Origin of the sequence: Pseudomonas sp. Irchel s3a12, assembly GCF_900187485.1 — a bacterium.
GTDB classification, from domain to species: domain Bacteria; phylum Pseudomonadota; class Gammaproteobacteria; order Pseudomonadales; family Pseudomonadaceae; genus Aquipseudomonas; species Aquipseudomonas neuropathica.
Window position 1 is genome coordinate 80,605 of sequence record NZ_FYDN01000017.1, and the last position, 25,310, is coordinate 105,914.

Here is a 25,310-nt window from a genome sequence, read left to right on the forward strand (position 1 = left end):
GTTTCGTTGATTACGCGATAGCAATTTCTGATTGCTGAGGCGTATCGGCCTCTAGTAAGCTCGGCCCATTCATTGGAGACAGACCATGTTCAACGCCCTCTCACAGCTTCGTACTGCCAGCGCCTTGCGCTCGGTTGCGGCTGCCCGGGTGAATGACGTTTGCGCTCCGGTCAGCTTTTATTTTGGGTATTGGTTTAGCCACTGGCGCGCCTGATACCCAAACGGCGCCCATAACAACGGGTCGCCTACCAGAGAATTCTCAACCCCCGGTCGGCCTCCCGACCGGGGGTTTTGTTTTTTCAGCCCCAAACTTTTCAGCAACACACCAGACACTTTGAGGATTCACGAAATGAACTACGCCACTTATTACCGTTACGACAGCTTTAACGCCTGGCGATTTACCAGCTTCCGCTCGGGACAGCCTGCCGCCTCCGATCGGTCACCTACAGGTGGCAAGCACACCCACGTAGCCAATACGGCCAATTGTCGAACACCCCAGTAGGGCCGAGCGAGCGGGAGAACCCGCCGCCAGCCCAGGAAGACCGAATATGAACTCGTCCGTTTCTGCTCTGCCGCTGTCCACCCTGAATCCTGCCAACGAAGCATTGACTCTGCGTCTGCCCAGCTCGTTGCAACTCAAACAGCAATTGCCCCTGAGCAATGCCTTGAGTCAGCAAGTCACCGCCCACCGTCAGGCAGTTCGCGCCATTCTCAACGGCCAGGATCAGCGCCTGCTGGTCATCGTCGGGCCCTGCTCTATCCATGATCCGCAATCCGCACTCGAATACGCTGGCAAGCTCGCTCGACTGGCTGAGGAAGTCAGCGGCGAAATGCTGTTGGTGATGCGAGCTTATGTCGAAAAACCGCGCACCACGGTCGGCTGGAAAGGTATGGCCTACGACCCGCATCTGGATGGCAGTGATGACATGGCTGGCGGCCTTACGCTTTCGCGTGAGCTGATGCTGGAAATGATCCGCCTCGGCCTGCCGGTGGCCACTGAGTTGCTGCAACCCATGGCTGCCGGTTACTTCGATGACTTGTTGAGCTGGGTGGCCATTGGCGCGCGTACCACTGAATCGCAGATCCATCGGGAGATGGCCAGTGGATTGGGCATGCCCGTCGGCTTCAAGAACGGCACCGACGGCGGTGCCGCCATTGCGGTTGACGCCATGCGTTCGGCAGCCCATCCGCACCGGCATTTCGGCGTCGATAGTCAGGGCCATCCGGCCATCATTCAAACGCCAGGCAACCCCGACACCCATCTGGTTCTGCGCGGCGGCCATAAAGGGCCGAACCATGATCGCGAGAGCGTGACCAAAATCCATGCCGACCTGGATCGCCTGAAGATTCCGAGCCGGATCATGGTCGATTGCAGCCACGCCAATAGTGGCAAGGACCCGCTACGCCAGCCTGGCGTCTTCAACGAAGTGCTTGAGCAACGCCTGCAAGGTGACCGTTCTCTGATCGGCATGATGATCGAGTCTCACCTGTTCGAGGGCTGCCAACCGCTGAGCGAATCCCTGCGTTACGGGGTTTCGATTACCGATGGCTGCCTCGGTTTCAGCGCAACGGAGCGTTTGCTGCTGGACGCATCTCAACGTCTCAGTGCCCAGGCAAAAGGCTGATTATCCGGCCAGCCCCGCGGATTTATCGCAAACCGCAGGGCTGGTCACGCCGCGTTACCCCTCCACTCGCACCTGTGTGGCCGCAGACGTCTGACTGACATCGTCCAGACGTTCAACCGTGTAGGCCACCCGCACGGTCGTGCCATGGTGCTCACGCCAGAATCGGTGCGGCACAATGAAGATCAGCGGCTTCCCCGCCGTCTCCCGAGTGATTTCACGGTCATCCCGATGATTGAACAGTTCCCCGTCGCACTTGAGATAGACCAACTCGCCTTCCTGCGTCCGGGCATTACCGATCACGACGGTGACGCCATCGACGGAGTCCTCTTTCAACAGCACGCCGTCTTCAGCTTCAAGTACATCGGGAGCCTCAAGCTCTCCCCGCAGGAACGGGGTAACGAGAATTCTTGCCGCCTCGGACTCGCGAATGACTCCGCCCGCCTGCTCGACCTGATAGCGCACCACTACCTCGCCGCCGAGATGAGCAGCGATGTGCGCCCCTTCAACCCAGAATGACAGTACGTCTGCGACAGCAAAGGCTTCGACCTTCAAACTGTCGCTGAACGTTGCGGACAATGCGTCAGCGCCCCACAGCAACGTGACTCGATCCCCCGCCGCCATTCGGGCATAAGGCTGGAGCACAATAAGCGTGCCGTCCGGCACCCGCGCCGGATCCAGCGTCCCTCCGACCGCACCCTCGACAATCGGCGCAAGCAATTGTGGCCGCACATCACCCACGGACAAATGCACACGGGCAGACACCGCCGGTTCAGCCGAGCGCGCACTGAACAGTTTCCAGTAGACCGCCAGCGAACCGCCATCCAGTGCAGCGATATGCAGGCCTTTGATCACGAAAACGATGTCTTTGCCGACCTGGGCTTCGCTGACATAGCGAACCATTTCATGCTGATAAGCAAAGCCCTCTATGTCCAGACCGTCCCAACTCAAGAGCAACTGATCGCCGCAGCTCATGTTTGCATAAGGAGCAATACGGACAACGACCTTGCCCAGTGATGGATCAAGCACCGTCCCCTTCAGACTATCAACGGTTGCCGCTGGCAGCAGTTCGTTCGAAACACAGGGGCTGGCGGGGTGGCGCATCCGGTAGCAAAACTCGACTTCGTGCGTGTGCATTAGTGGCTCCATTCCTTGGAAAGAACGCCGCTTTCATGGGCGGCGTCGACAGCCAACATTGAACGCTATTGCGCACACTTTCGATGTCAGCCTCATCCGCCGCGAACATCCGGCAAAGGCCTCCCACCGGGTAGGCAAACTACGCAAAAACGCCATCAACCGAGCGAAAGATGTCCTCAACTTCCGATTCGGATTTCATAAGTATCTGAAAATTCGTACAGCCACTAGTCCAGATTCAACGGCCAAGAGAAGCCCCTTCTTACTTCTTCGGCTGGATGAGTGTTTTAGAGTGGCCTCCGGATTCCCCGATGAACTTCTGCGAAAAAGGTAAGAACATGCAACGGAATGCTTCAACTCGCTATCCCGTCCTGTTGGTACATGGCCTGTTCGGATTCGAGCGCATCGGTCACTTCGAGCTGTTCCATGACGTAAAGGACGCTCTGAAAACGGCCGGCAGCCGAGTGTTTGTTCCGCACCTTTCTGCCACCCATAAAAACGAAACCAGGGGTGAACAATTACTTGCACAGATTGATCGTGTCTTGCGAGGCACAGGTGCAGACAAAGTCAACCTCATAGGACACAGTCAGGGAGCACTGGCTGCTCGATACGCTGCGGCGCTCGCGCCACACGCCGTCGCTTCCGTAACCTCCGTCAGCGGCCCGAATCACGGTTCGGAACTGGCCGACTTTCTGCGTAAGGCCCTGATACCCGGGCGGCTACCGGAGGTCGTCGCCCAAAATGTAGCGACGCTATTTGCCGATTTTCTATCGTTGCTCAGTGGCAGTGTCACCTTGCCGCAGAACGCACTGGCGGCGCTCAATGCACTGACGACCGAAGGCGTAGGCGAGTTCAACGACAAGTTTCCGCAGGGATTGCCCAGCACTTGGGGCGGACAAGGCCCGGAACAGGTCAACGGCGTACGCTATTACTCATGGAGCGGCGTCCTGCCGGCCAACAGCCCGTCGACACTCGATCCAACCCAAAGCATTTGCCACGCGTTATCGCAGTACTTCATGACCGAAACGCAGCAGAATGACGGCTTCGTTGGCCGCTTCAGTTCTCACTTGGGGCAAGTGATCCGCTCCGACTACCCGCTGGATCATCTGGGCAGCCTGCGCCGCACGGCCAGCACGGCAACCGCACTGCCCGACCCGATTGAGCTGTACGTCGAACATGCTGAACGTCTGCGAGCCGCGAATCTCTGATCAAAGCCACGGACAACCGAACGGAACTTTGCCGAGAATTCGCCCACTGAATCCGGTAGGCTCCACACTTTTACTGAAATAGATTGGAGAGTTTCCCCATGGCTAAAGCCACTGCCCGCCACATCCTGGTTTCCAGCGAAGACAAGTGCAACGAACTCAAGGCCCAGATCGAAGGCGGCGCTGATTTCGCCGAAGTCGCCAAGGCCAACTCCACCTGCCCATCGAGCCGTCAGGGCGGTGATCTGGGTTCGTTCGGTCCTGGCCAGATGGTCAAGGAATTCGACACCGTGGTCTTCAGCGCGCCAATCAACGTCGTGCAAGGTCCGGTAAAAACCCAGTTCGGTTATCACCTGCTGGAAGTCACCAGCCGTCAGGACTGATCCGTCGCCTGATTGCTCGCCAACGGCCCGCCTTCTGGTGGGCCGTTGTGTTTCAGTTACATATACGGCTGGCGACTGACGCGCCTCTCGCGTACAACTTGCGCTTATCGATTTCCCGGTTCCAAGGCTGACAATGCGACTGGTTTTCCCCACATTGATGCTCACCGCCCTCGCCCTGTTGACGGGCGCCACCGGCGCAAACGCTGCACCGCAACACGCGTTGACCGTTTATGGCGAGCCTGCCAAGTATCCTGCCGGCTTCAGTCATTTCGACTACACCAACCTGCAAGCGCCAAAGGGCGGGACAATGCGCCGCTCGGCCATCGAGATCGGCCACTTCGACCATGTCCTTCCTTATATAGACAAAGGCATCGGCGTCACTCAGATCGATGGCTTGCTCTATTCGCCGCTGGCCCAGCGCTCGCTCGACGAGCCTTACACGGTCTACGGTCTGGTCGCGCAAAAGATGGAACGCTCGGATGATGGTCTGTCGCTGCGCTTCTATATCAATCCCAAGGCACGCTTCGCCGACGGCAAAGCGATCACCGCCGAAGACGTGCGTTACACCTACGATTTATTGATGACCCAGGGCAGCCTGCGTTATCGCACCCAGTTTGCCGACGTCAAAGGCGTCGAAGTCGAAGCGCCGCTGACCGTGCGCTTCGATTTCAAGAGTAATGAAAACCGCACCCTGCCACTGGACATCGCGACCCTGCCGGTATTCCCCGAGCATTGGTGGAAGAGCCGCGATTTCGCCGGCGGCGGCGGTTATGAAGCCCCCTTGGGCAGCGGCCCGTATCGAGTCGGCAAGGTCGATTCGGGGCGCAGTATCACGTTTGAACGCAACGCCGACTGGTGGGGCAAGGATCTGCCGGTCAGTCGTGGCTTGTACAATTTCGATCATTTCAGCATCGAGTACTTCGGTGATACCGACGTCGCCCGCCAAGTGCTGCGCGGTGGCGCCTATGACTACAACCGCGAGTTTTCGGCCACTGGCTACTCGATCGGCTATGACAGCCCGGCACTGAGCGACGGACGCCTGCAAAAGGCGCATCTGGCCACCGAGGCGCCACAGTCAGCCCAGGGTTTTGTGTTCAACCTGCAGAAACCCATGTTCGCCGATCGCCGCGTACGCCAGGCCTTGGCCATGCTTTGGGATTTCGAGTGGAGCAACCGGCAGATGATGCGCGGTATGTATATCCGCCAGCAGAGCTACTTTTCCAACACACAACTGGCGGCAAGCGAACTGCCCGATGCGCAGGAACTGAAAATCCTCGAACCGCTGCGCGGCCAGGTTCCCGAAGAGGTTTTCACTAAAGTCTTCGAAGCGCCGAAAACCGATGGCAGCGGTGTCATCCGTGACAAACAGTTGCAGGCCCTCGAACTGCTCGAACAGGCGGGCTGGAAACCGGATGGCGATCAGTTGGTGAACGCCCAGGGCGAACCACTGAGCTTCACCTTCCTGGTCAGCCAGAACGGCATGGATCGCTTGTTGCTGCCGTACAAGCGCACGCTGAAACAGATCGGCATCGATCTGAACATTCGCCGTATCGACTCCTCGCAATACGTCAATCGCCTGATGAGCCGCGACTACGACATGATCGTCACCGGTTACCCGGTCAGCACCTCGCCGGGGGGCGAATTGCTCAATTACTTCGCCTCCGCGTCGGCCAACGACCCGGGCGCGAACAACTACATGGTGTTGAAAAATCCTGCCGTGGATACGTTGATCAACGGCCTGATCCGCGCCTCCACCCAGTCCGACATGCTGCATTACGCGCACGCCTTGGACCGGGTGCTGCAATGGAATTACTACTGGATTCCCAACTACTATCCACCGGGCACCTCGACCGTGTGGTGGAACCGCTTCGGCATACCGTCGGTGCAAGCCAGCAATGACGAAGCCATCGAGAGCTGGTGGGAAATCAGCAGCACACCGCTGACCAATCAGCAGATGACCGCGGAAAAAATTGCCCGTGGCAGACCCGGAGGGCCGCACTGATGTGGGGTTACATACTGCGGCGCCTGCTGCTGATCATCCCGACGCTGGTGATCATCCTGCTGGTCAATTTCGTGATTATCCAGGCCGCGCCCGGCGGTCCGGTGGAACAGGCCATCGCCCACCTGCAAGGGATCGGCGGCGCCAGTGTCGGCGGCGGTGCCAGCGAAACCATGAGCGGTACTTCCCGCGCCAGTCGCGGCCTCGATCCGCAACTGATCAAGGACATCGAAAAACAGTACGGCTTCGACAAACCGGCCCATGAGCGCCTGTGGCTGATGCTGAAGAACTACGCACAACTGGATTTCGGCAAAAGCTTTTTCCGTGGCGCGACAGTCACCGACCTGATCCTGGAAAAAATGCCCGTGACCATTTCCCTCGGGCTATGGGCGACGCTGATCACCTATCTGGTGTCGATCCCGCTGGGGATCCGCAAGGCCGTGCACCATGGCAGTCATTTCGATATCTGGAGCAGCACGGCGATCATCATCGGCTACGCGATGCCGGCGTTTCTGTTTGCGATGTTCTTGATCGTGGTGTTTGCCGGCGGCACGTCATTGAACTGGTTTCCGGTGCGTGGCCTGGTGTCGGATAACTTCGAATCGCTGTCGACCCTCGGCAAGATTGCCGACTACTTCTGGCACTTGGTGCTGCCGGTGACGGCACTGGTGATCGGCGGTTTCGCCACGCTGACGATCCTGACCAAGAACTCGTTTCTCAATGAAATCACCCGCCAGTATGTGGTGACCGCTCGCGCCAAAGGCCTGAGCGAGCGTCGCGTGCTGTACGGCCATGTGTTCCGTAACGCGATGCTGCTGGTGGTGTCCGGCATCCCGCAGGCGTTCATCAGTGTGTTCTTCGCCGGCTCCTTGCTGATCGAAGTGATCTTCTCCCTCGATGGTCTTGGGCGCATGAGTTACGAAGCAGCAGTTTCGCGGGATTATCCGGTGGTGTTCGGTTCGCTGTTCATCTTTACCCTCTTCGGCCTGCTGATAAAACTGGTGGGTGACCTGTGCTACACGCTGGTCGACCCGCGTATCGACTTCGCCGCGAGGAACGCCTGATGTTCAAGCTCTCCCCTCTAGGGCGTCGGCGCTTCGAGCGCTTCAAGAAAAACCGCCGTGGCTGGTGGTCGTTATGGCTGTTTATCGGCCTGTTTGTGCTGACACTGGGTGGTGAGTTGATCGCCAATGACAAGCCTCTGGTCGTCAGCTATCAGGACCAGTGGTACTTCCCGGTGTTCAAGCGCCACACCGAACAGGAGTTCGGCGGACAACTGCCATTCCAGGCCGATTATCGCAGCGACTATGTGCAGAACCTGATTCGCAAGGACGGCGGCTGGCTACTGTTCCCGCCGATTCCGTTCAGTGACGACACACCGAACTACGACCTCACCAAACCGGCGCCGAGCCCGCCGACGTCAGTCAACTGGTTAGGCACAGACGATCAATCGCGGGATGTACTGGCGCGAGTGATATTCGGCGCGCGGGTGTCGATTCTGTTTGCCTTGATGCTGACCTTTGTCAGCGCTCTGATCGGCATCGCCGCCGGGGCATTGCAGGGCTACTACGGTGGCTGGGTCGATTTGCTCGGGCAGCGCGTGCTGGAAGTCTGGTCGGGGCTGCCAGTGTTGTACCTGCTGATCATCCTCTCTGGTTTCGTCGAGCCGAATTTCTGGTGGCTGCTGGGGATCATGGCGCTGTTCTCATGGCTGGCGCTGGTGGATGTGGTGCGCGCCGAGTTTCTGCGCGGACGTAATCTGGAGTACGTCAAAGCCGCCCGCGCGCTGGGCCTGAGCGATCGCAAGGTGATCTTCCGACACATTCTGCCCAACGCCATGAATGCAACATTGAGCTACTTGCCGTTCATTCTGACCGGGGCGATTTCCACCCTCACCGCGCTGGATTTTCTCGGTTTCGGCATGCCCGCCGGCAGCGCCTCGCTGGGTGAGTTGATCGGCCAGGGCAAACAGAATCTGCAAGCACCGTGGCTCGGGTTGACGGCGTTTTTCACCCTGGCGCTGATTCTTTCTTTATTGGTGTTCATCGGCGAAGCGTTACGTGACGCCTTCGACCCTCGATCCTGAAGCGTGGCCATGACTGACAACCTGATTGAAATCCGTAACCTCAACGTTGCCTTCCATGACCAGACCGTGGTGCGCGACCTGTGCCTGGACATTCGCCCCGGTGAGTGTCTGGCCCTGGTTGGCGAGTCGGGCTCGGGCAAATCGGTGACCGCCCATTCGATTCTGCAATTGCTGCCCGAAAGCGAAGCGCAAACCACTGGCAGCATTCGCTATCGCGGACAGGAACTGATCGGCGCCGATCCCAAAGTCTTGCGCGAACTGCGTGGCAACCGCATCGCCATGATTTTTCAGGAGCCGATGACCTCGCTGAATCCGCTGCACACCATCGAAAAACAGATCGGCGAAACCCTGCTGCTGCACCGTGGCCTCGGCGGCAAAGCGGCGCAGGCGCGGATCCTCGAACTGCTCGGACTGGTGGGCATCCAGAAACCCAAGGAACGCCTCAAGGCTTACCCGCATCAACTCTCCGGTGGACAACGACAACGGGTGATGATCGCCATGGCCCTGGCCTGCGAACCGGAGCTGTTGATCGCCGACGAACCGACCACCGCGCTCGACGTGACCGTGCAGCGCAAGATCCTGCTGCTGCTCAAATCCCTGCAACAGCGCCTGGGCATGTCGCTGCTGCTGATCAGCCATGACCTCAATCTGGTGCGCAGCATCGCGCAACGGGTGTGCGTGATGAAGGCCGGGGAAATCGTCGAGCAGGCGCCCTGCGAAACCCTGTTTACCGAACCGAAGCATCCTTATAGCTGCGTGCTGCTCAACGCCGAGCCCGAAGGCGAAGCACTGCCTCGGGATGAGCGCGAAAACGTACTGGAGGTCGACGATCTCAAGGTTGAGTTTGTCGTCGGTGGCGGTCTGTTCCAGCGCAAGCAGTACCTGCGTGCGGTGGATGGCATCAGCCTAAGCATCCAGCGTGGCAAGACGCTGGGCATCGTCGGCGAGTCTGGTTCCGGCAAATCGACGCTGGGTCAGGCGATCCTGCGTCTGCTCGACTCCGAAGGCAGTATCCGCTTTCAGGGCGAGGCACTCGACGGTCTCAATCAGAAGCAAATGCGCCCATGGCGCCGACAGATGCAGGTGGTGTTTCAGGATCCGTTCGGCAGCCTCAGCCCGCGCATGTCAGTCGCGCAGATCATCAGCGAAGGCCTGGAAGTGCATTGCGAGTCAAGCGCTGACGAGTGCGATGAACAAGTCATCCGCGTACTCAAAGAGGTCGGTCTCGACCCGCAAAGTCGCCATCGCTATCCCCACGAATTCTCCGGTGGCCAGCGCCAACGCATCGCTATCGCGCGGGCTCTGGTGCTGAAACCGGCGCTGATCCTGCTCGACGAGCCGACGTCGGCGCTGGATCGCACGGTACAGAAACAAGTGGTCGCGCTGCTCCGCCAGCTTCAGGAAAAACACGGTCTGACTTATCTGTTCATCAGCCATGACCTGGCGGTGGTGCGCGCGCTGGCCCACGACATGATCGTGATCAAGGACGGCAAAGTGGTCGAGCGTGGCGCCAGCCATGAGGTGTTTGCTGCACCGCAGCATCCGTACACCAAAGAGCTGTTGGCGGCGGCGCATCCGGGGTAGGCGTCATATGTGTTCGGCGTGAAACCGGGTCGAGGCTTTCGCGAGCAGGCTCGCTCCCACAAGGTTCACGCCGGACACAAAATTTGGGAAAGACCCAATCTACTGTGGGAGCGAGCCTGCTCGCGAAGGGGCCGGCACAGGCCATACACAATCAGGATCAGCATCCATGAACACCACCGAAAGCCTCAAGGACTACCAACGGGTGCGCACCCTGGCGATCCGTTCGCTGTTCGAGATCATCGAGCAATCCAGCGAGGGCACGGTGATTGTCGACCGCGATGCCAGTATCGTCTGGATGAACGAGCGTTATGCTCGGCGTTTCGGTCTTGAATCGGCTGCAGGCGCGATCGGCAAACCCTGTGAAAGCGTAATTCCCGGCAGCCTGTTGCGCGAAGTCGTGCGCACCGGTCGCCCTATTCTTCTGGACATGCAGGACACGCCGAAGGAGCCTTTGGTGGTGATGCGCCTGCCGATCCACGACGACGCCGGCACGGTCATCGGCGCGATCGGTTTTGCCCTGTTCGACGAGTTGCGCACGCTGTCGCCGATGCTCAAACGCTACTTAAGCATGCAGGAAGAGCTGGCCTCGACCCGTTCTCTGCTGCGCGCCCGACAAACCAAATACAACTTCGCCCATTTCATCGGCACCAGCGCTGCCAGCCTCGAAGTCAAACGCCGCGCTCGGCGCAGCGCCAGCGCGGAGTCGCCGGTGCTGCTGCTCGGCGAGACCGGCACCGGCAAAGAGCTGTTGGCCCAGGCGATTCACAGCGCCTCGCCACGGGCGCACAAAGCGTTCGTCAGCATCAACAGCGCGGCAATTCCCGAGGCACTGCTGGAGGCGGAATTTTTCGGCACGGCACCGGGCGCGTTCACCGGCGCCGACCGCAAGGGTCGCACCGGCAAGTTGCAGATCGCTCAGGGCGGCACGTTATTCCTCGACGAGATCGGCGACATGCCGCTGCCCTTGCAGAGCAAACTGCTGCGCGTGTTGCAGGAAAAGGAGTTCGAACCGGTCGGCTCCAACGAGGTGATTCAGAGCGACGTGCGCGTGATTGCTGCCACCTCGACCGATCTGCAAGCGGCGATCAAGCGCGGCGAGTTCCGCGCCGATTTGTACTATCGCCTGAATGTGTTGCCGATTCAGGTGCCGCCATTGCGTGAACGCCTTGATGATTTACCGGCACTCAGTGAAGCGATTCTGGAAGAACTGCGCAGCCAACACGAACTGCACCGGGATGCGCTGGCGTTGCTCGGCCAGCATGCCTGGCCGGGGAACATTCGCGAACTGCGTAATGTGCTCGAACGGGCGGCGTTGCTCAGTGATGACTTGATGCTGACTGAGCAGGATATTCGTGCGGCGATTGGCACCTTGACGCCAGTTGAGCGTGCCTCGGTGCCGACGATGGAGACGCTGGCTGACGAGACTTTTGCTCAGGCGCGGGAGCGGTTTGATCGGCAGTTGATTCAGGCAGCTCTTGCGAAATGTGCGGGGAACGTGCCGGAAGCGGCGGTACGATTGGGGCTTGGGCGGTCGACGTTGTACAAGAAGATGGTGGCGTTGGGGATTGCCTGAGTCTCTAAATAGAGACAATGATCTCTTTCTGTAGATCGATTGTTTGAAGATCAAAAGATCGCAGCCTTCGGCAGCTCCTACAGGGGAAATTCGCGTCCGCACTGTAGGAGCTGCCGAAGGCTGCGATCTTTTCGGCTTAACCCGGTCTCCAAAATGAGACAAAATACCTGAAAACCCCTCAAGCAAATCAATAAAATTCTTATATTTCAATTAGTTAGACATCTGGCACAGATCTCGCTATAGCCTCTCCCACACCCGTTCTACCCACAAAAATAACAATTCTGGAGAGACACACCATGAGTGTGATCATTGCTTTGGCAGCCCTGGCGCTGCTGATGCTGGCCGCCTACCGTGGCTACAGCGTTATCCTCTTCGCCCCGATTGCCGCCCTCGGCGCAGTTCTGCTCACCGACCCTTCCGCCGTCGCCCCTGCGTTCACCGGGGTGTTCATGGAGAAAATGGTCGGCTTCATCAAACTGTATTTCCCTGTATTCCTGCTCGGTGCCGTGTTCGGCAAGTTGATCGAACTGTCGGGCTTCTCCCGTTCGATTGTCGCGGCGGCCATTCGCTTGCTCGGCACCAAGCAAGCGATGCTGGTGATCGTGCTGGTCTGCGCTCTGCTTACTTACGGCGGCGTGTCGCTGTTCGTGGTGGTCTTCGCGGTCTATCCGTTTGCTGCCGAGATGTTCCGCCAGAGCAATATCCCCAAGCGGCTGATCCCGGCCACCATCGCTCTCGGCGCTTTCTCGTTCACCATGGACGCCCTGCCCGGCACGCCGCAGATCCAGAACATCATCCCCAGCACCTTTTTCAACACCACCGCATGGGCGGCGCCGTGGCTGGGCGTGATCGGCACGATTTTCGTGTTCTGCGCCGGCATGCTGTTTCTGCAGCGGCAACGCAACAAGGCGCAACGTGCTGGCGAAGGCTACGGCACTGAATTGCGCAACGAGCCGGAAACCGCTGAAGATCTGAAACTGCCAAACCCATGGCTTGCCCTGTCGCCATTGCTGGCGGTGGGCATCATGAACCTGCTCTTCACCCAATGGATTCCGCAGTGGTACGGCAAGACCCACAGCCTCGCGCTGCCGGGCATGGCGGCACCGGTGACCACCGAGATCGCCAAACTGACGGCGATCTGGGCCGTGCAGGCGGCTTTGCTGGTCGGCATTCTGATGGTCCTGGCGTTTGGCTTTCAGGCGATTCGCAGCAAGCTCGCCGAAGGCAGCAAAAGTGCCGTGAGCGGCGCATTACTGGCGGCGATGAACACCGCCTCGGAGTATGGCTTCGGCGCGGTGATCGCGTCGCTGCCAGGCTTTTTGGTGCTGGCGGACTGGCTCAAACAGATTCCCAATCCGCTGGTCAACGAAGCCATCACCGTGACCCTTCTGGCCGGTATCACCGGCTCCGCGTCGGGCGGCATGAGCATTGCGCTGGCGGCGATGTCCGAGCAGTTCATCAGTGCGGCCCACGCCGCGAACATTCCGCTGGAAGTGCTGCACCGCGTCGCCGCGATGGCCAGTGGCGGCATGGACACCCTGCCGCACAACGGCGCGGTCATCACCTTGCTCGCGGTGACGGGCCTGACCCACCGCGAAGCCTACAAAGACATTTTCTGTATTACGCTGATCAAGACCCTGGCGGTTTTCGTAGTGATCGGCACTTTCTACGCCACTGGCATTGTGTGAGGTACTCATGACGACTCTTTCCGGCAAGACCGCGCTGGTGACTGGTTCCACCAGCGGCATTGGTCTGGGCATCGCACTGAGCCTGGCCAAGGCTGGCGCGAATCTGATTCTCAATGGTTTTGGCGATGCGTCGAAAGTCATCGCCGAAGTCGCCCGGTTCGGCGACAAGGTCGGCCATCATCCGGCCGATGTCAGTGACCCGACGCAGATCGCCGACATGATCAATTACGCCGAGCGCGAATTCGGCGGTGTCGACATTCTGGTCAACAACGCCGGCATCCAGCACGTCGCCGCCGTGGAGGATTTTCCCGTCGAGCGCTGGGACTCAATCATTGCCATCAACCTGTCTTCGGTGTTTCACAGCACGCGTCTGAGCTTGCCGGGAATGCGCGCCAAAGGCTGGGGGCGAATCATCAATATCGCCTCCGTGCATGGCCAGGTCGGCTCGACCGGCAAAGCGGCGTATGTCGCCGCCAAGCACGGCGTTATCGGCTTGACCAAAGTGGTCGGCCTGGAAACCGCGACCAGCAATGTCACCTGCAACGCGATCTGCCCGGGCTGGGTGCTCACGCCACTGGTGCAGAAGCAGATCGACGACCGTGCGGCCAAGGGGGTCGATCCGCAGCAGGCGCAGCATGATTTGCTGGCCGAGAAGCAACCATCGCTGGAATTCGTGACGCCGCAGCATCTGGGCGAACTGGTGTTGTTTTTGTGCAGCGAGGCTGGCAGCCAGGTGCGCGGCGCGGCGTGGAATATTGATGGTGGGTGGTTGGCGCAGTAATGCTGCGTCCCGGTAGGAGTGAGCCTGCTCGCGATAGCTTTGTGTCAGTTAAATTTTACCGTTCTGGCACACCGCTATCGCGAGCAGGCTCGCTCCCACAGGTGCTATGTGTGCGCTCGACCTTGTGCATGAATAAAACAAGAGGCAAACAATGTCCGACATCCTCTGGCAACCCGACGCCAACCGTATCGCCCAGTCGCGCATGGACACCTTCCGTCGTGCGGTCAATCAACGCCATTCACTGAAACTCGACGATTACCCTGCCCTGCACCAATGGAGCGTCGAGCAGCGCGCGGAATTCTGGCAGGCGATTGTCGATTTCTTCGATATCCGCTTCCACACGCAACCCGATGCCGTGCTGCGCGAAGGCTCGAAGATGCCCGACGCCGAGTGGTTTCCCGGCGCCACGCTGAACTTCGCCGAACACTTGCTGCGGCGGCGTGACGATGCCGTGGCGGTGATCAGCGTGGCGGAGAACGGTCAACGCGAGCAGTTGACCTGGGCCGAACTCGCCGAGCATGTCGCCGGATTTCAAGCCGGTTTGCGCGCCGCCGGTGTTGGTCTTGGCGATCGCGTCGCCGCCTGCATGCCCAATACCTGGGAGACCCTGGTGGCGATGCTCGCCACCACCAGCCTCGGTGCAATCTGGTCGTGCTCCTCGCCGGATTTCGGCACCCATGGGGTGATCGATCGCTTCGGCCAGATCGAACCCAAGGTGCTGCTCACCTGCGCCGGTTATCGCTATGCCGGCAAAGTCATCGAGCAGACCGACAAGATCAACGGAATACTTGAGCAACTGCCAACGCTGAAGCAGTTGATCATCGTGCCTTACGCTCAGCCGCAGGCCCGTGTCGAGGCATACAAGACTCACGCCGAAGTGACTTTATGGGATGACTTTTATCAGGTCGGCGGCGAACCGGATTTTGTCCCGATGCCGTTCCATCATCCGCTGTACGTGCTGTATTCCAGCGGCACCACCGGCGTGCCGAAATGCATCGTCCACAGCACCGGCGGCGTGTTGCTGCAACATGTCAAGGAACACGGCCTGCATTGCGATCTCGGCCCCGGCGATCGACTTTTCTACTACACCACCTGCGGCTGGATGATGTGGAACTGGCTGGTCTCGGCGCTCGCGGTCGGCAGCGCGGTGGTGCTGTACGACGGCTCGCCGTTTCACCCGGACAACCAGCGTTTGCTCGACTTGATCGACGACGAGCGCATCAGTGTGTTCGGCACCAGCCCCAAGTTTCTCGCCACCCTGGAAAGCAGCGGCGCCAAGCCCCGGGAAAGTCATGATCTGGGCAGCCTGAAGACGCTGCTGTGCACGGGCTCAGCGTTATCGCCGCAAAGCTATGACTTCGTCTATCGCGACTTGAAAGCGGATGTATGCCTGGCGTCGATGTCGGGCGGCACTGATATCGTTTCGTGCTTCGTCAACGCCAATCCGCTGTCCTCGGTGCGGCGCGGCGAGATCATGGGCAAGAGCCTGGGCATGGCGGTCGAAGTCTGGAATGACGCCGGCCAACCGGTGCTCGGTGAAAAAGGTGAACTGGTCTGCACCCGGCATTTCCCGGCCATGCCGATTGGCCTGTGGAATGACCCGGACGGCGCAAAATTGCGGCAATCGTATTTCAGCCTGTTTCCCGGGGTCTGGGCACAGGGCGATTACGCCGAGCAACGGCCTCACGGCGGGATGCTGATCCATGGCCGCTCTGATGCAGTGCTCAACCCGGGTGGCGTGCGCATTGGCACAGCGGAGATCTATCGGCAGGTCGAGAAAGTCAGCGAAGTGCTGGACAGCGTCGCTATCGGTCAGCAGTGGCAGGATGACGTGCGGGTTGTGCTGTTTGTGAAGTTGCGCGAAGGGCTGGCACTGGATGACGCATTGGAGCAACGCATCCGTCAGGAGATCCGCGCCAATACCACCCCAAGGCATGTACCGGCGAAGATCGTTGCGGTGACGGACATTCCGCGCACCATCAGCGGCAAGATTGTCGAACTTGCAGTGCGCGAGGTGGTGCACGGCAGGCCGGTGAAAAACACCGATGCGTTGGCCAATCCCGAAGCGCTGGAGCAGTTTCGGGATCGGCTGGAACTGAGCGTTTGAACCCGGCGCTGATACGCTTACGGCAAGCGTTGACGACGGTGCATGGCGTCAGAGGGGTTTGTTCAGCGTAATCACAACCGGCTGACCAATCGCTCTACCGCCACTGGCATCGAGTGCCCTGCGAATGATCGTCATGTTGCGGTCGAATGTCGTTTTGTCCGTAGCCATTTGACTCAGTAACGAAGTGGCAATTGCCAGCGAGTCGGCATTCTCAAAGGCCTTGGATACCGCATGATTGCCAGCGATCGAGTCCGCGACAGGGAGGTTGCCGGACGCAAGATTCAGCAGCTGCGCTACATCCAGTCGCTGCCCGCTGTGGCTTGCATGCTCTGTGTCCGTGGCGTAGCCGACATCCACGGTCTGCGCACTGCCATGAAACAGTTCGTGGATCAGGTCATCGGCCACCACGTCATGGTTGAAGCCCAGATTGACGAAGTGTTTGTTCAGGTTTTGAGTATAAATCTCGATAAACGCAATACCCGATGCGTCGTTGGAGCTGGCACTTTTCCAACGCTTGTAGTTGTTCACATCAAAAGAAGCGAGTGTCTCGTTATGCTTCACTGCATCGAGAAGCGTGTTGCTCACTGAGAAGCCAGCGAAATCAAAGCGAATCAAGCGCAGATAATTCACCAGTCGATCAGTCGCTACCTGCGACGTGTTACCGAACAGTGCCTTCATCAGCAGATCGCCGTCTCGCTTGAACTCATGTCGGCTGATCACAGCAATAGCGTTGTCAATCTTCGCCCGAGCGCGAGGTAGACTTGTTTCGATGAAGTTGCACGTGTAGCTCGCGGGAAGTGTCTTGGTTGAATACGGCAACTGCAAGGGTGTTTGATAGGCGAAGCCGCTCAGCGGTTGACCCCACAACTTGCCACGCCGGTTCAAGGCGTACCATTGGTTGCCGCTGCGGGCCGCCAGAACAGCAACAACGTTGCCAGGCGTGCCGCGAGGTTGCCAGTGACCCAACCCCAAATGGGTACTTTGCGACGCACCGAGCAAATCATAGGACTGCCGACGGCCACTGAGTTTGTGCAATTGGCTGTTGGCCCTGGCAACCAGTTCATGGCTGTTTTTGCTAAAACGCAACAAGCCCTTATTCACCAATTTTCCGCCCGCCTGAATGCCAGAGGGCACCCCATCCAGCGGGTTGAGAAGGGAAACGGCCGAGGTGAATGCCAATCGGGTAAAACGCGCCGCCCTGGATGTGGTTGAAATAGCCTTCGCCGAAATGCTCAAGACTTTGGAGGTGGCTCCTGCCACCGTGCCCACCAGGCCGATGCCATCCATCAGACATCCGTAAACTCCGTCGACGACCTTGTCATGTTCACCCGAGGCAATATCCTCGATGCATTTTTTGAAAGGCACCACCAGGTCGATGAAATAAGTCAGCAATCGCTCGCCCTCCTCCCTGGAAAGTTCAAGCGGAGTCGGGACGCGTACCAATTCTCTCAGCTCGTTCTTGTTCAGATAAGGTCGATTTTTAACCAGGAACGTGGCGATACGTTCGATATTCGCGTCGTTGAATTTTTGATAGAACCCCGGCTTAGGCGTCGAAGGTGCTCGCGGTGCGTTCAGCAGGCCAAAATTATCGATAATGGCCATGCTGCTGGTGATCGAAGAGTCTTCAGCAGTCGCATGGGTATAGCGTTTTACATCGAGCGGCAGGAGTTGCGTCGCGGTGATGCTCAGTGGAAACGTTAGATCCGCGCTGGCACTCATTCTTGAACGTTGTCGCAGTTTTCGCTCTCGCTTGATGAAAGCCGCCAAAGCGTCATTTTTTCGAGTCTCTGCGCGCGATGTGAACAGTTCGTAGCAGATGTCCGCATTCTCGTGAGACGCATACATCACAATGCCAAAACGTCCCGTGGCGGCATCTCTGCTTTGCATTGTTTCCTGGTCAAGATCAATTTTCAGGGGCCCGCCCAGGCCGCGCGATTTAAAATAAATGGCGGACTCGCGTACGGTCAGGAAGTGAATATCGGCATTCATGAAGACTTGCAAATCCGCCTCTGGCATCTGCGCCAAAGCCAGTTTCACGCTAGACAACATGGCGCTGTTCAAATCATTGAAATGCACAGCCAACTGACGATCCATCTCCTCGTCACAGGATCCTAGCTTCAACAAGTTCGGGTAACGCGCGTAAAGGCTGACACCGGACGGGTTGTAGTTGATGGCCGGCCTGAGGACACCGTTAGTGACCAGGCGCACGGTACGTCTATCCCACTGGCCAGTGACCAGATCACCTGATTGATGCAAGTCGACCATCGACATGACTTGCTGTCCGCCTTTCTCGGACAGTGCTTTTTCGTCCAGGCTGTCGCAACCAGGCGCGGCGACTTGCAAAGCGGATCGGGCAATCTTCGCTCTGTCGGGTAACGGCGTCGAAAATGCCTTGGCGACTTGAGCGAACGTTTCCGAGTGGCGCTCGAATGCATCAATTGCACGTCGGGTAGTGGTTTGCTCGGCCTGCTCAAGTTCAGCGGCGGTCACAATCTGGTTGATCAATGCCCAATCAACGATTGGGTCAATCATGGCCAGGTCACGCTTGTGTTTCTGCGACTCACTGACCGGTTCAAGTTCGCCATACGCCATGACCTGCGCATAGGTCATGCCACGCGTCGCACCGGTTTTCAGTGTCTCGACCAGCATGACGGCGCGACAGAAATTGATCCATCCAATCGAACCCAAGGTAACCGACGAAGGAATCTCCCTGACCAGAAACTCGGGTGCGTTGCGTGCCAACAGCAAGTGGGCAACCAACGGCTCCAGACCAGCCTCAAGCCATTGTCGGGTTCGCAGCACAGCCGTCAGCGCCTCAAGTATGACCGAGGGGTGACGATCAACATTTTTCGGCGCATACAGATCAAGTCCGACCACACGATTACGTTGTATGCCGTGACCAATCGATGGATCAAGGTCGAGCAATATCGCCGTCATCAGCAATTGCCGAAGAATGTCATCGGAAGCCTGCTGTCCCTCGTTCACACCGAACCAGCCCAGTTCTTTCAGGTAGTCACCGGCGAGATTAAGAGCAATCGGATGATTGACGAGTTCAATGACCCGTTGAGCCGCACTCTCATGTGTGACGGCGGCGCGACCGGTAACATTGTAGAGGGCCGTGAGAAGTTTTCTGTTGGGCATCAACTTGGCAGTCGCATTACGAATAGCTGAAAACTGCTCCTCACTTAATACGACAAATGCCGGATCTTCGGTTTGAAAATACTCCCAGTAGTTGCCCGACTCTGGCACTGGCGGATCAAACTTGAAAAAATCGATCAAATTCCTGACCTTCGCCTTGTTGTCCGGCAAGTTTATGTCATGAAAGCGAAACCATTGATCGAGAGTTATATCGTTATCAGGCCATATATAACCACCGGCCACTTTTGCTATATCCGAAATCAACGTCAGTGCAGATTGTGTCGGAACACTGTATTCAAAGTGCCGCGCCGCGACCAGATCCACCCACCCCCTGACCGCACGGACTTCCATCTTGCCGTCGGGCGTAACGCGCAGAAGTCCGTCATGATCGCTTGCGCCTTCTCTGGCAATCGCACCGAATACCGGGCCGGTAGCAAGTAACTCATTAAGCAAAAGGCTGCCGGGATTGTAGATCTCGAACAACGACGATCCGGCTTGCAACTCTACTTCATGCCCATACCAATTGATCTTTTGATCATCCGTGTATTGGCTTAACGCCGCCTCTAGTTGAGTCAAAACCAATTGACGCTCAACGGCATCGGCTTCATCCCTGCTCTTCCATTCGGAAAGAGCAACAGCCGAAGACCAGAACGTTTTATTCCGGGCCTTATCATTCACACTAGAACCTCACCAAGTAATTAGCTGACAACTTCAGCGCGATGACGTTCTACTTTCTTTGATACGACCAATCCATCTAAAAAACATGAATAACTGTTTCCGCCCCCCACAAACAATCAAGAAAACATTAATCGATCAACCCCCATTCTTCGGACGTTGTATCGTTACCAGCATTTGCCTCTTCAGAAAGTTTCATCCGCAACTTCAAATTATTCACCGAATCAGCATTCTTTAAAGCTTCCTGCGCACTGATTGCACCTTCAGCGACTAATGCGTACAGCGCCGCATCAAATGTCTGCATACCCAGTTCGGTGGATTTTTCCATTATCGGTTTCAGCTCCTCGAACTGTCCGCGCCGAACCAGATCTGCGATGGTTGGCGTGCCCAACAGCACCTCGACAGCTGCCCTGCGTTGCCCATCGACGGTGCGGACTAAGCGTTGCGAGATAAATGCTTTCAGGTTGTTTCCCAGCGTATGCAACAACTGCGGTCGCCGTTCTTCCGGGAACATATTGATAATTCGGTCCAGTGCCTGATTGGCGTTGTGCGCGTGCAACGTCGAGAGCACCAGATGCCCGGTATCGGCGAACGCCAGGGCATGTTCCATGGTTTCGCGGTCACGGATTTCGCCGATCAGCACCACGTCCGGTGCCTGGCGCAGGGTGTTTTTCAGGGCCGCGTGGAAGCTGCGTGTATCGACCCCGACTTCCCGTTGATTGATGATCGAGCGCTGGTGGCGATGGATGTACTCGATCGGGTCCTCGATGGTGATGATGTGCCCGCTGCTATGGCGGTTGCGGTGGTCGATCAGCGCGGCCAGCGAGGTCGACTTGCCCGAATCGGTGGCCCCGACAAAGAGGATCAACCCCTGCTTGAGCATGACGGTGTCAAGCAGTACTGCCGGCAATTTCAGATCGGCAAAACGCGGGATGTCGAGTTTGACATTGCGAATGACGATCGATACATCATTGCGCTGCTTAAAGATATTGACGCGAAAACGCCCGATGCCCGCTCGCGAAATCGCCAGGTTCATTTCCAGATCCCGGTCGAACTCCCGTCGTTGCTCGGCGTCCATCAGGGAGGCGCCGATGGCCGCGGTTTCACCGTTTTTGAACGGGCGTTCGCTCAACACTGTGAGCACGCCGTCAATGCGCGCACTGGGCGGTGCTCCCGTGGAGAGGAACAGGTCCGAACCGTTTTTATTGGACAAAATTGACAACAGCGCATCGATTTCCATGGCAAAAAGCACCCGCGAAGCATTCAATGAACAGACAACGGCCTGCGCCTGGCGCAGATCAACTGCAACAATGATAGACGTCGCCTCAACGAACCACGCTCAGGATTGATGTAATGAATGCTGTACCGAACACCGACGACGCACAGGCACTGATCGCCCGTACCGACTGGAGCCGCAGCCCCCTGGGCGCTGCCGGCAACTGGCCGCAGAGCCTGCGCACCGCGGTGGACATCGTGATTCACTCGCCGATGCCGATGCTGTTGTTGTGGGGGCCGCAGCTCACGCAGATCTACAACAACGGTTTCGCCCTGCTTGCCGGCCACAAGCATCCGCACGCTTTCGGACAGCCTGCGCACCAGATCTGGCCGGAACTTCGCGACTTTACCGACCCTATTTACAGCGCCGTCCTACAGGGCCAGGTTCGCACCTACAGCGAAAGACGCTTCACCCTGCAACGAGACGGCAGAGAATCCGACTTCTGGCTGGATCTGACCTATAGCCCGATTCGTGATGAGACCGCGCAAGTCGCCGGAATCCTCGTCACCGCGATCGAAACCAACGAACGCCGCCGCATCGCTCTGGAACTGCAGCGACGCTCGGAAGAAAGCCTCAAAGCCCAACGGGAAACCGAGGAGCGCCTGCAACTGGCCCTGGCTGCGACCGATGCTGTCGGCACCTGGGATTGGGACATCGGCGAAGACCGCTTTATCGCCGATGCGCATTTCGCCCAATTGCATGGCGTCGACCCCAGCCTCGCCGGTCGGTTGCCGATCAGCGATTACTTGCAAGGCGTGCACCCGGAAGACCGCGCCATGATTGCGCGCAGCATCAAGCACTGCATCACCCACGGCACCGAATACGCTGAGGAATATCGCTTGCAGCAAGGCGATGGCGAGGTGCGCTGGGTATTCGCCCGCGGGCGCTGCTACAAGGATCATCATGGCCGGCCCATGCGTTTTCTCGGCGCGGCGCTGGACCTGACCGAGCGCAAACACACCGAACAGGCGTTGCGCCAGAGCCAGACCGAACTGCAACTGATCATCAACGCCATGCCGATCCTGATCAGTTATGTCGACTGTGAAGAGCGCTTTCGCCTCAACAACGCGGCCTATCTGGATTGGTACGGCCTCACGCCACAGGAACTCTACGGGCGCACGATTCGCGAAGTCATCGGTGAAGAAGCGTATTTCCTGCGCCTGCCCTACATTGCCGAGGCGCTGGCCGGCAGACCGTGCTCATTCAGCCTGTATACCCCGCACCGCGATGGCAGCAATCGCCACGCGCTGATGAATTACCTGCCGCGTTACGCCGCCGACGGCGCGATCAGTGGTTTCTATATCTTTGTGATCGATGAGACCGAGCGCAAGAAAACCGAAGAAGCCTTGCGCAATCTCAACGAAACCCTGGAAGAACGGGTCAGCGCCCGCACCGAACAGTTGGCCCAGGCCAACCAGCGTTTGCAGAACGAGATGTTCGAACGCGAGCGCGCCGAAGATGCCTTGCGCCACGCGCAGAAGATGGAGGCTGTCGGCCAGCTCACCGGCGGTATCGCCCACGACTTCAACAACATGCTCACCGGCATTATCGGCAGCCTCGATTTGATGCAGCGCTACATCGCCAACGGCCGGGCTGACGAAATTGGCCGTTTTACCGAAGCCGCCGTGTCATCGGCCAACCGTGCGGCAGCGCTGACCCATCGATTGCTGGCGTTCTCGCGGCGCCAGTCGCTGGATCGCAAAACCCTCGACGCCAATGAACTGGTGCATTCGCTGGAAGATCTGATCCGCCGTACCAAGGGCGATCCGATCGAACTGACCCTGCGTCTGGCCGAGAACGTTTGGCCGGTCAGTACCGACGTCAGTCAGCTAGAAAACGCCTTGCTCAACCTGGTCATCAATGCACGTGATGCGATGCCCGATGGCGGTGAACTGGTGATCGAAACGGCCAACGTCTACCTCGACGGCAGCGACATCACCACGCTCGAACCGGTCAAGGCCGGCGATTACCTGATGCTGGCGGTCAGCGACAACGGCACCGGCATGACGCCCTCGGTGCGTTCCAAGGCCTTCGATCCATTCTTCACCACCAAGCCCATCGGCCAGGGCACCGGGCTGGGGCTGTCGATGATTTATGGGTTTGCCCAGCAGTCGGGTGGTCATGTCAGCCTCGACAGCCTGCCGGGCCAGGGCACTTGCGTGCGCTTGTACCTGCCGCGCTTGTATGGCGTCGAACCGGAACGGCCGGCCATCGTCGCCGTTGAACAACCGTCGGCGACGGCGACCGGTGAAACCGTGATGGTGGTTGAGGATGACCCAGCGGTGCGCATGCTGGTGCTCGATCTGCTCAGGGAGTTGGGTTATCAGGCCCACGAAGCCGAAGACGCCAAGACCGCCCTGCCCCTGCTGGAGTCCGATCTACGCGTGGATCTGCTGGTCACCGACGTCGGCCTGCCAGGCATGAACGGCCGGCAACTGGCGGAGATCGCCCGCCAGCATCGGCCGGGCCTCAAGGTGTTGTTCATGACCGGTTATGCGCAGAAAGCCGCCGAGCGTCAGGGATTTCTTGAGGACGGCATGGACATGGTTGCCAAACCGTTTGCCATTGAGCTGCTGGCCAGCAAGATCCACACGATGATCAGCCAAACCCCGTGACTTGAGGCATAATCCGCGACCCGCCGTCACCCCGTTATCAGGTATCGCACGATGAAAGCCCAAGCCCGCCACATTCTGGTGAAAACCGCCGAAGAGGCCGAACAGCTCAAACAACGCATCGCCAAGGGTGAAGCGTTCGATGTGCTGGCGAAGAAATTCTCGACCTGCCCGTCCGGCAAGCGTGGCGGCGATCTGGGTGAAGTGCGGCCGGGGCAGATGGTCGGGGCGATTGATGCGGTGATTTTCAAAAAGCCGCTGCGCACCGTGCATGGGCCGATCAAGAGCAAGTTTGGTTATCACCTAGTGCAGGTGTTTTACCGCGATTAAACACTGCAGCCCTGTAGGAGCTGTCGAGTGAAACGAGGCTGCGATCTTTTGATCTTGTTTTTTAACATCAAGATCAAAAGATCGTCCGATCGCGGCCCGAGCCTTCGGCAGCTCCTACAGGTGTTGCATTTCAGGTTCTGGGAATCAGTGCCCCCGGCACCTGAATCACCTTGCTGGCCAGCAGATGCCCGGCCTCGGCAGCCTCCACCGGACTGCCGCCCAGCAATCGACTGGCCAGATACGCCGCACTGAACGAATCCCCCGCCGCCGTGGTGTCCACCACCTTCTCGACCTTCTGCGCCGGCACTTCGAACGCTTCACCATCACACTGAATCAAACAAGCTTCGGCGCCACGCTTGAGCACCACTTCCGGCGTGCCGAACTGCGCGTAAGCAGCAAACACTGCCGCGCAATCGGCAAAACCGAACAGTGCCTGTTCGTCATCCACCGTCAACAACGCCAGATCAACGTACGGCAAGATGCTGCGATAGGCGTCCCGCGCGTCTTCGACCGAGGCCCACAAGCGCGGTCGATAGTTGTTGTCGAAGACGATGCGCGCATCACGCTGACGGCCTTCGATCAAAGTCTGGATAAGTTTTTCCCGGCCCAACGCACCGAGCACAGCCAGGGTAATGCCGCTGAAATACAGCACATCGTAATCCGGCAACGCCGCCAGAATCGGCGCGGCGGCCGGGGTGGTGAAACAGTCGCGAACTGCCGCTTCGTTGCGCCAGTAGAGAAAACGCCGCTCGCCGCTGGCATCGGTCTGGATGCAATACAGGCCCGGCAGGCGACCCGGCAGACGTTGCACCAGATCCAGGCCGATGCCTTCGCTGGTCCAGATCTGGCACATGGCGTCGCTGAAACTGTCATCGCCCAGTGCGGTGACGTAATCGACCTGCGCCTTCTCGCCCATGGCGCGGGACAGATACACCGCCGTGTTCAGGGTGTCGCCGCCGAAGCTTTGTTGCAGGCTACCGTCGGCGCGTTGCTGCAGTTCGATCATGCATTCGCCGATCAGGGCGATGCGTGGAATGTTCGGGCCCAGGGGGCTGAGGGTGTTCATCTTGTGGTGTCTCTGTTGATTCGCGGGTGTCTGGGCGGGCCTCATCGCTGG

General features: G+C 58.6%; 17 protein-coding genes. 13 read left to right on the plus strand and 4 right to left on the minus strand.

Annotation, left to right across the window (positions count from 1 at the left end):
- Positions 1-548 precede the first annotated feature (548 nt).
- A complete protein-coding gene (locus tag CKW14_RS25380) occupies positions 549-1,625 on the plus strand; it encodes a 3-deoxy-7-phosphoheptulonate synthase (protein WP_095126357.1) in 1,077 nt (358 codons plus the stop codon).
- Between the two features lie 54 nt (positions 1,626-1,679).
- Here CKW14_RS25380 and CKW14_RS25385 read toward each other — a convergent pair whose 3' ends face one another.
- Complete coding sequence (locus tag CKW14_RS25385; protein ID WP_095047800.1) at positions 1,680-2,759, minus strand: hypothetical protein; 1,080 nt, start codon at positions 2,757-2,759, stop codon at positions 1,680-1,682.
- Between the two features lie 335 nt (positions 2,760-3,094).
- Between CKW14_RS25385 and CKW14_RS25390 the strand changes: the two genes are divergently transcribed.
- The 10 genes from CKW14_RS25390 (at position 3,095) to CKW14_RS25435 (ending at position 16,162) form a co-directional block, all read left to right on the plus strand.
- On the plus strand, positions 3,095-3,964 hold the full coding sequence (locus CKW14_RS25390) for a triacylglycerol lipase (protein ID WP_095048096.1): 870 nt from the start codon (positions 3,095-3,097) through the stop codon (positions 3,962-3,964).
- Between the two features lie 98 nt (positions 3,965-4,062).
- Positions 4,063-4,344 carry a peptidylprolyl isomerase gene (locus CKW14_RS25395; protein ID WP_007912303.1) on the plus strand — a complete coding sequence of 94 codons (282 nt, stop codon included), beginning with the start codon at positions 4,063-4,065 and terminating at the stop codon, positions 4,342-4,344.
- Positions 4,345-4,477: 133 nt separating this feature from the next.
- The gene (locus CKW14_RS25400; RefSeq protein ID WP_093430974.1) at positions 4,478-6,346 is read left to right on the plus strand and encodes an extracellular solute-binding protein; all 1,869 of its coding nucleotides are present in this window, start codon (positions 4,478-4,480) and stop codon (positions 6,344-6,346) included.
- Positions 6,346-7,407 carry a microcin C ABC transporter permease YejB gene (locus CKW14_RS25405; protein ID WP_034154280.1) on the plus strand — a complete coding sequence of 354 codons (1,062 nt, stop codon included), beginning with the start codon at positions 6,346-6,348 and terminating at the stop codon, positions 7,405-7,407. The genes CKW14_RS25400 and CKW14_RS25405 overlap by 1 nt, the downstream gene beginning before the upstream one ends.
- Positions 7,407-8,429, plus strand: a complete 1,023-nt coding sequence (locus CKW14_RS25410) for an ABC transporter permease (RefSeq protein WP_095047801.1) — start codon at positions 7,407-7,409, stop codon at positions 8,427-8,429. The genes CKW14_RS25405 and CKW14_RS25410 overlap by 1 nt, the downstream gene beginning before the upstream one ends.
- A gap of 9 nt (positions 8,430-8,438) precedes the next feature.
- A complete protein-coding gene (locus CKW14_RS25415) occupies positions 8,439-10,013 on the plus strand; it encodes an ABC transporter ATP-binding protein (RefSeq protein ID WP_095126358.1) in 1,575 nt (524 codons plus the stop codon).
- Between the two features lie 166 nt (positions 10,014-10,179).
- Entirely contained in the window at positions 10,180-11,586 is a 1,407-nt protein-coding gene (locus CKW14_RS25420) for a sigma-54-dependent Fis family transcriptional regulator (RefSeq protein ID WP_095126359.1), read from the plus strand.
- A gap of 296 nt (positions 11,587-11,882) precedes the next feature.
- Positions 11,883-13,274: a GntP family permease gene (locus CKW14_RS25425; protein WP_007912313.1), complete on the plus strand. Its 1,392-nt coding sequence runs from the start codon at positions 11,883-11,885 to the stop codon at positions 13,272-13,274.
- A 7-nt stretch (positions 13,275-13,281) separates the two neighbouring features.
- Complete coding sequence (gene hbdH, locus CKW14_RS25430) at positions 13,282-14,055, plus strand: 3-hydroxybutyrate dehydrogenase (RefSeq protein WP_095126360.1); 774 nt, start codon at positions 13,282-13,284, stop codon at positions 14,053-14,055.
- 151 nt (positions 14,056-14,206) lie between these two features.
- Entirely contained in the window at positions 14,207-16,162 is a 1,956-nt protein-coding gene (locus tag CKW14_RS25435; RefSeq protein ID WP_095047805.1) for an acetoacetate--CoA ligase, read from the plus strand.
- Positions 16,163-16,210: 48 nt separating this feature from the next.
- On the opposite strand, the gene CKW14_RS25440 is transcribed toward CKW14_RS25435, so the two are convergent.
- Both CKW14_RS25440 and CKW14_RS25445 read right to left on the minus strand, forming a co-directional pair.
- On the minus strand, positions 16,211-19,978 hold the full coding sequence (locus tag CKW14_RS25440; protein WP_141231828.1) for a hypothetical protein: 3,768 nt from the start codon (positions 19,976-19,978) through the stop codon (positions 16,211-16,213).
- Positions 19,979-20,105: 127 nt separating this feature from the next.
- Positions 20,106-21,215, minus strand: coding sequence for a PilT/PilU family type 4a pilus ATPase (locus CKW14_RS25445; RefSeq protein WP_095047807.1), 1,110 nt, complete (start codon positions 21,213-21,215; stop codon positions 20,106-20,108).
- 113 nt (positions 21,216-21,328) lie between these two features.
- Between CKW14_RS25445 and CKW14_RS25450 the strand changes: the two genes are divergently transcribed.
- Positions 21,329-23,866 carry a PAS domain S-box protein gene (locus tag CKW14_RS25450; RefSeq protein WP_095047808.1) on the plus strand — a complete coding sequence of 846 codons (2,538 nt, stop codon included), beginning with the start codon at positions 21,329-21,331 and terminating at the stop codon, positions 23,864-23,866.
- A gap of 51 nt (positions 23,867-23,917) precedes the next feature.
- Complete coding sequence (locus tag CKW14_RS25455; protein ID WP_007912322.1) at positions 23,918-24,193, plus strand: peptidylprolyl isomerase; 276 nt, start codon at positions 23,918-23,920, stop codon at positions 24,191-24,193.
- A gap of 130 nt (positions 24,194-24,323) precedes the next feature.
- On the opposite strand, the gene CKW14_RS25460 is transcribed toward CKW14_RS25455, so the two are convergent.
- On the minus strand, positions 24,324-25,259 hold the full coding sequence (locus tag CKW14_RS25460; protein WP_095047809.1) for a sugar kinase: 936 nt from the start codon (positions 25,257-25,259) through the stop codon (positions 24,324-24,326).
- Positions 25,260-25,310: the final 51 nt, after the last annotated feature.

Excerpts from the sequence above, each read along its gene's own strand:
- CKW14_RS25380 (WP_095126357.1), top strand. The coding sequence starts at position 549 with ATGAACTCGTCCGTTTCTGCTCTGCCGCTGTCCACCCTGAATCCTGCC.
- CKW14_RS25385 (WP_095047800.1), bottom strand. The coding sequence starts at position 2,759 with ATGCACACGCACGAAGTCGAGTTTTGCTACCGGATGCGCCACCCCGCC.
- CKW14_RS25390 (WP_095048096.1), top strand. The coding sequence starts at position 3,095 with ATGCAACGGAATGCTTCAACTCGCTATCCCGTCCTGTTGGTACATGGC.
- CKW14_RS25395 (WP_007912303.1), top strand. The coding sequence starts at position 4,063 with ATGGCTAAAGCCACTGCCCGCCACATCCTGGTTTCCAGCGAAGACAAG.
- CKW14_RS25400 (WP_093430974.1), top strand. The coding sequence starts at position 4,478 with ATGCGACTGGTTTTCCCCACATTGATGCTCACCGCCCTCGCCCTGTTG.
- CKW14_RS25405 (WP_034154280.1), top strand. The coding sequence starts at position 6,346 with ATGTGGGGTTACATACTGCGGCGCCTGCTGCTGATCATCCCGACGCTG.
- CKW14_RS25410 (WP_095047801.1), top strand. The coding sequence starts at position 7,407 with ATGTTCAAGCTCTCCCCTCTAGGGCGTCGGCGCTTCGAGCGCTTCAAG.
- CKW14_RS25415 (WP_095126358.1), top strand. The coding sequence starts at position 8,439 with ATGACTGACAACCTGATTGAAATCCGTAACCTCAACGTTGCCTTCCAT.
- CKW14_RS25420 (WP_095126359.1), top strand. The coding sequence starts at position 10,180 with ATGAACACCACCGAAAGCCTCAAGGACTACCAACGGGTGCGCACCCTG.
- CKW14_RS25425 (WP_007912313.1), top strand. The coding sequence starts at position 11,883 with ATGAGTGTGATCATTGCTTTGGCAGCCCTGGCGCTGCTGATGCTGGCC.
- hbdH (WP_095126360.1), top strand. The coding sequence starts at position 13,282 with ATGACGACTCTTTCCGGCAAGACCGCGCTGGTGACTGGTTCCACCAGC.
- CKW14_RS25435 (WP_095047805.1), top strand. The coding sequence starts at position 14,207 with ATGTCCGACATCCTCTGGCAACCCGACGCCAACCGTATCGCCCAGTCG.
- CKW14_RS25445 (WP_095047807.1), bottom strand. The coding sequence starts at position 21,215 with ATGGAAATCGATGCGCTGTTGTCAATTTTGTCCAATAAAAACGGTTCG.
- CKW14_RS25450 (WP_095047808.1), top strand. The coding sequence starts at position 21,329 with ATGAATGCTGTACCGAACACCGACGACGCACAGGCACTGATCGCCCGT.
- CKW14_RS25455 (WP_007912322.1), top strand. The coding sequence starts at position 23,918 with ATGAAAGCCCAAGCCCGCCACATTCTGGTGAAAACCGCCGAAGAGGCC.
- CKW14_RS25460 (WP_095047809.1), bottom strand. The coding sequence starts at position 25,259 with ATGAACACCCTCAGCCCCCTGGGCCCGAACATTCCACGCATCGCCCTG.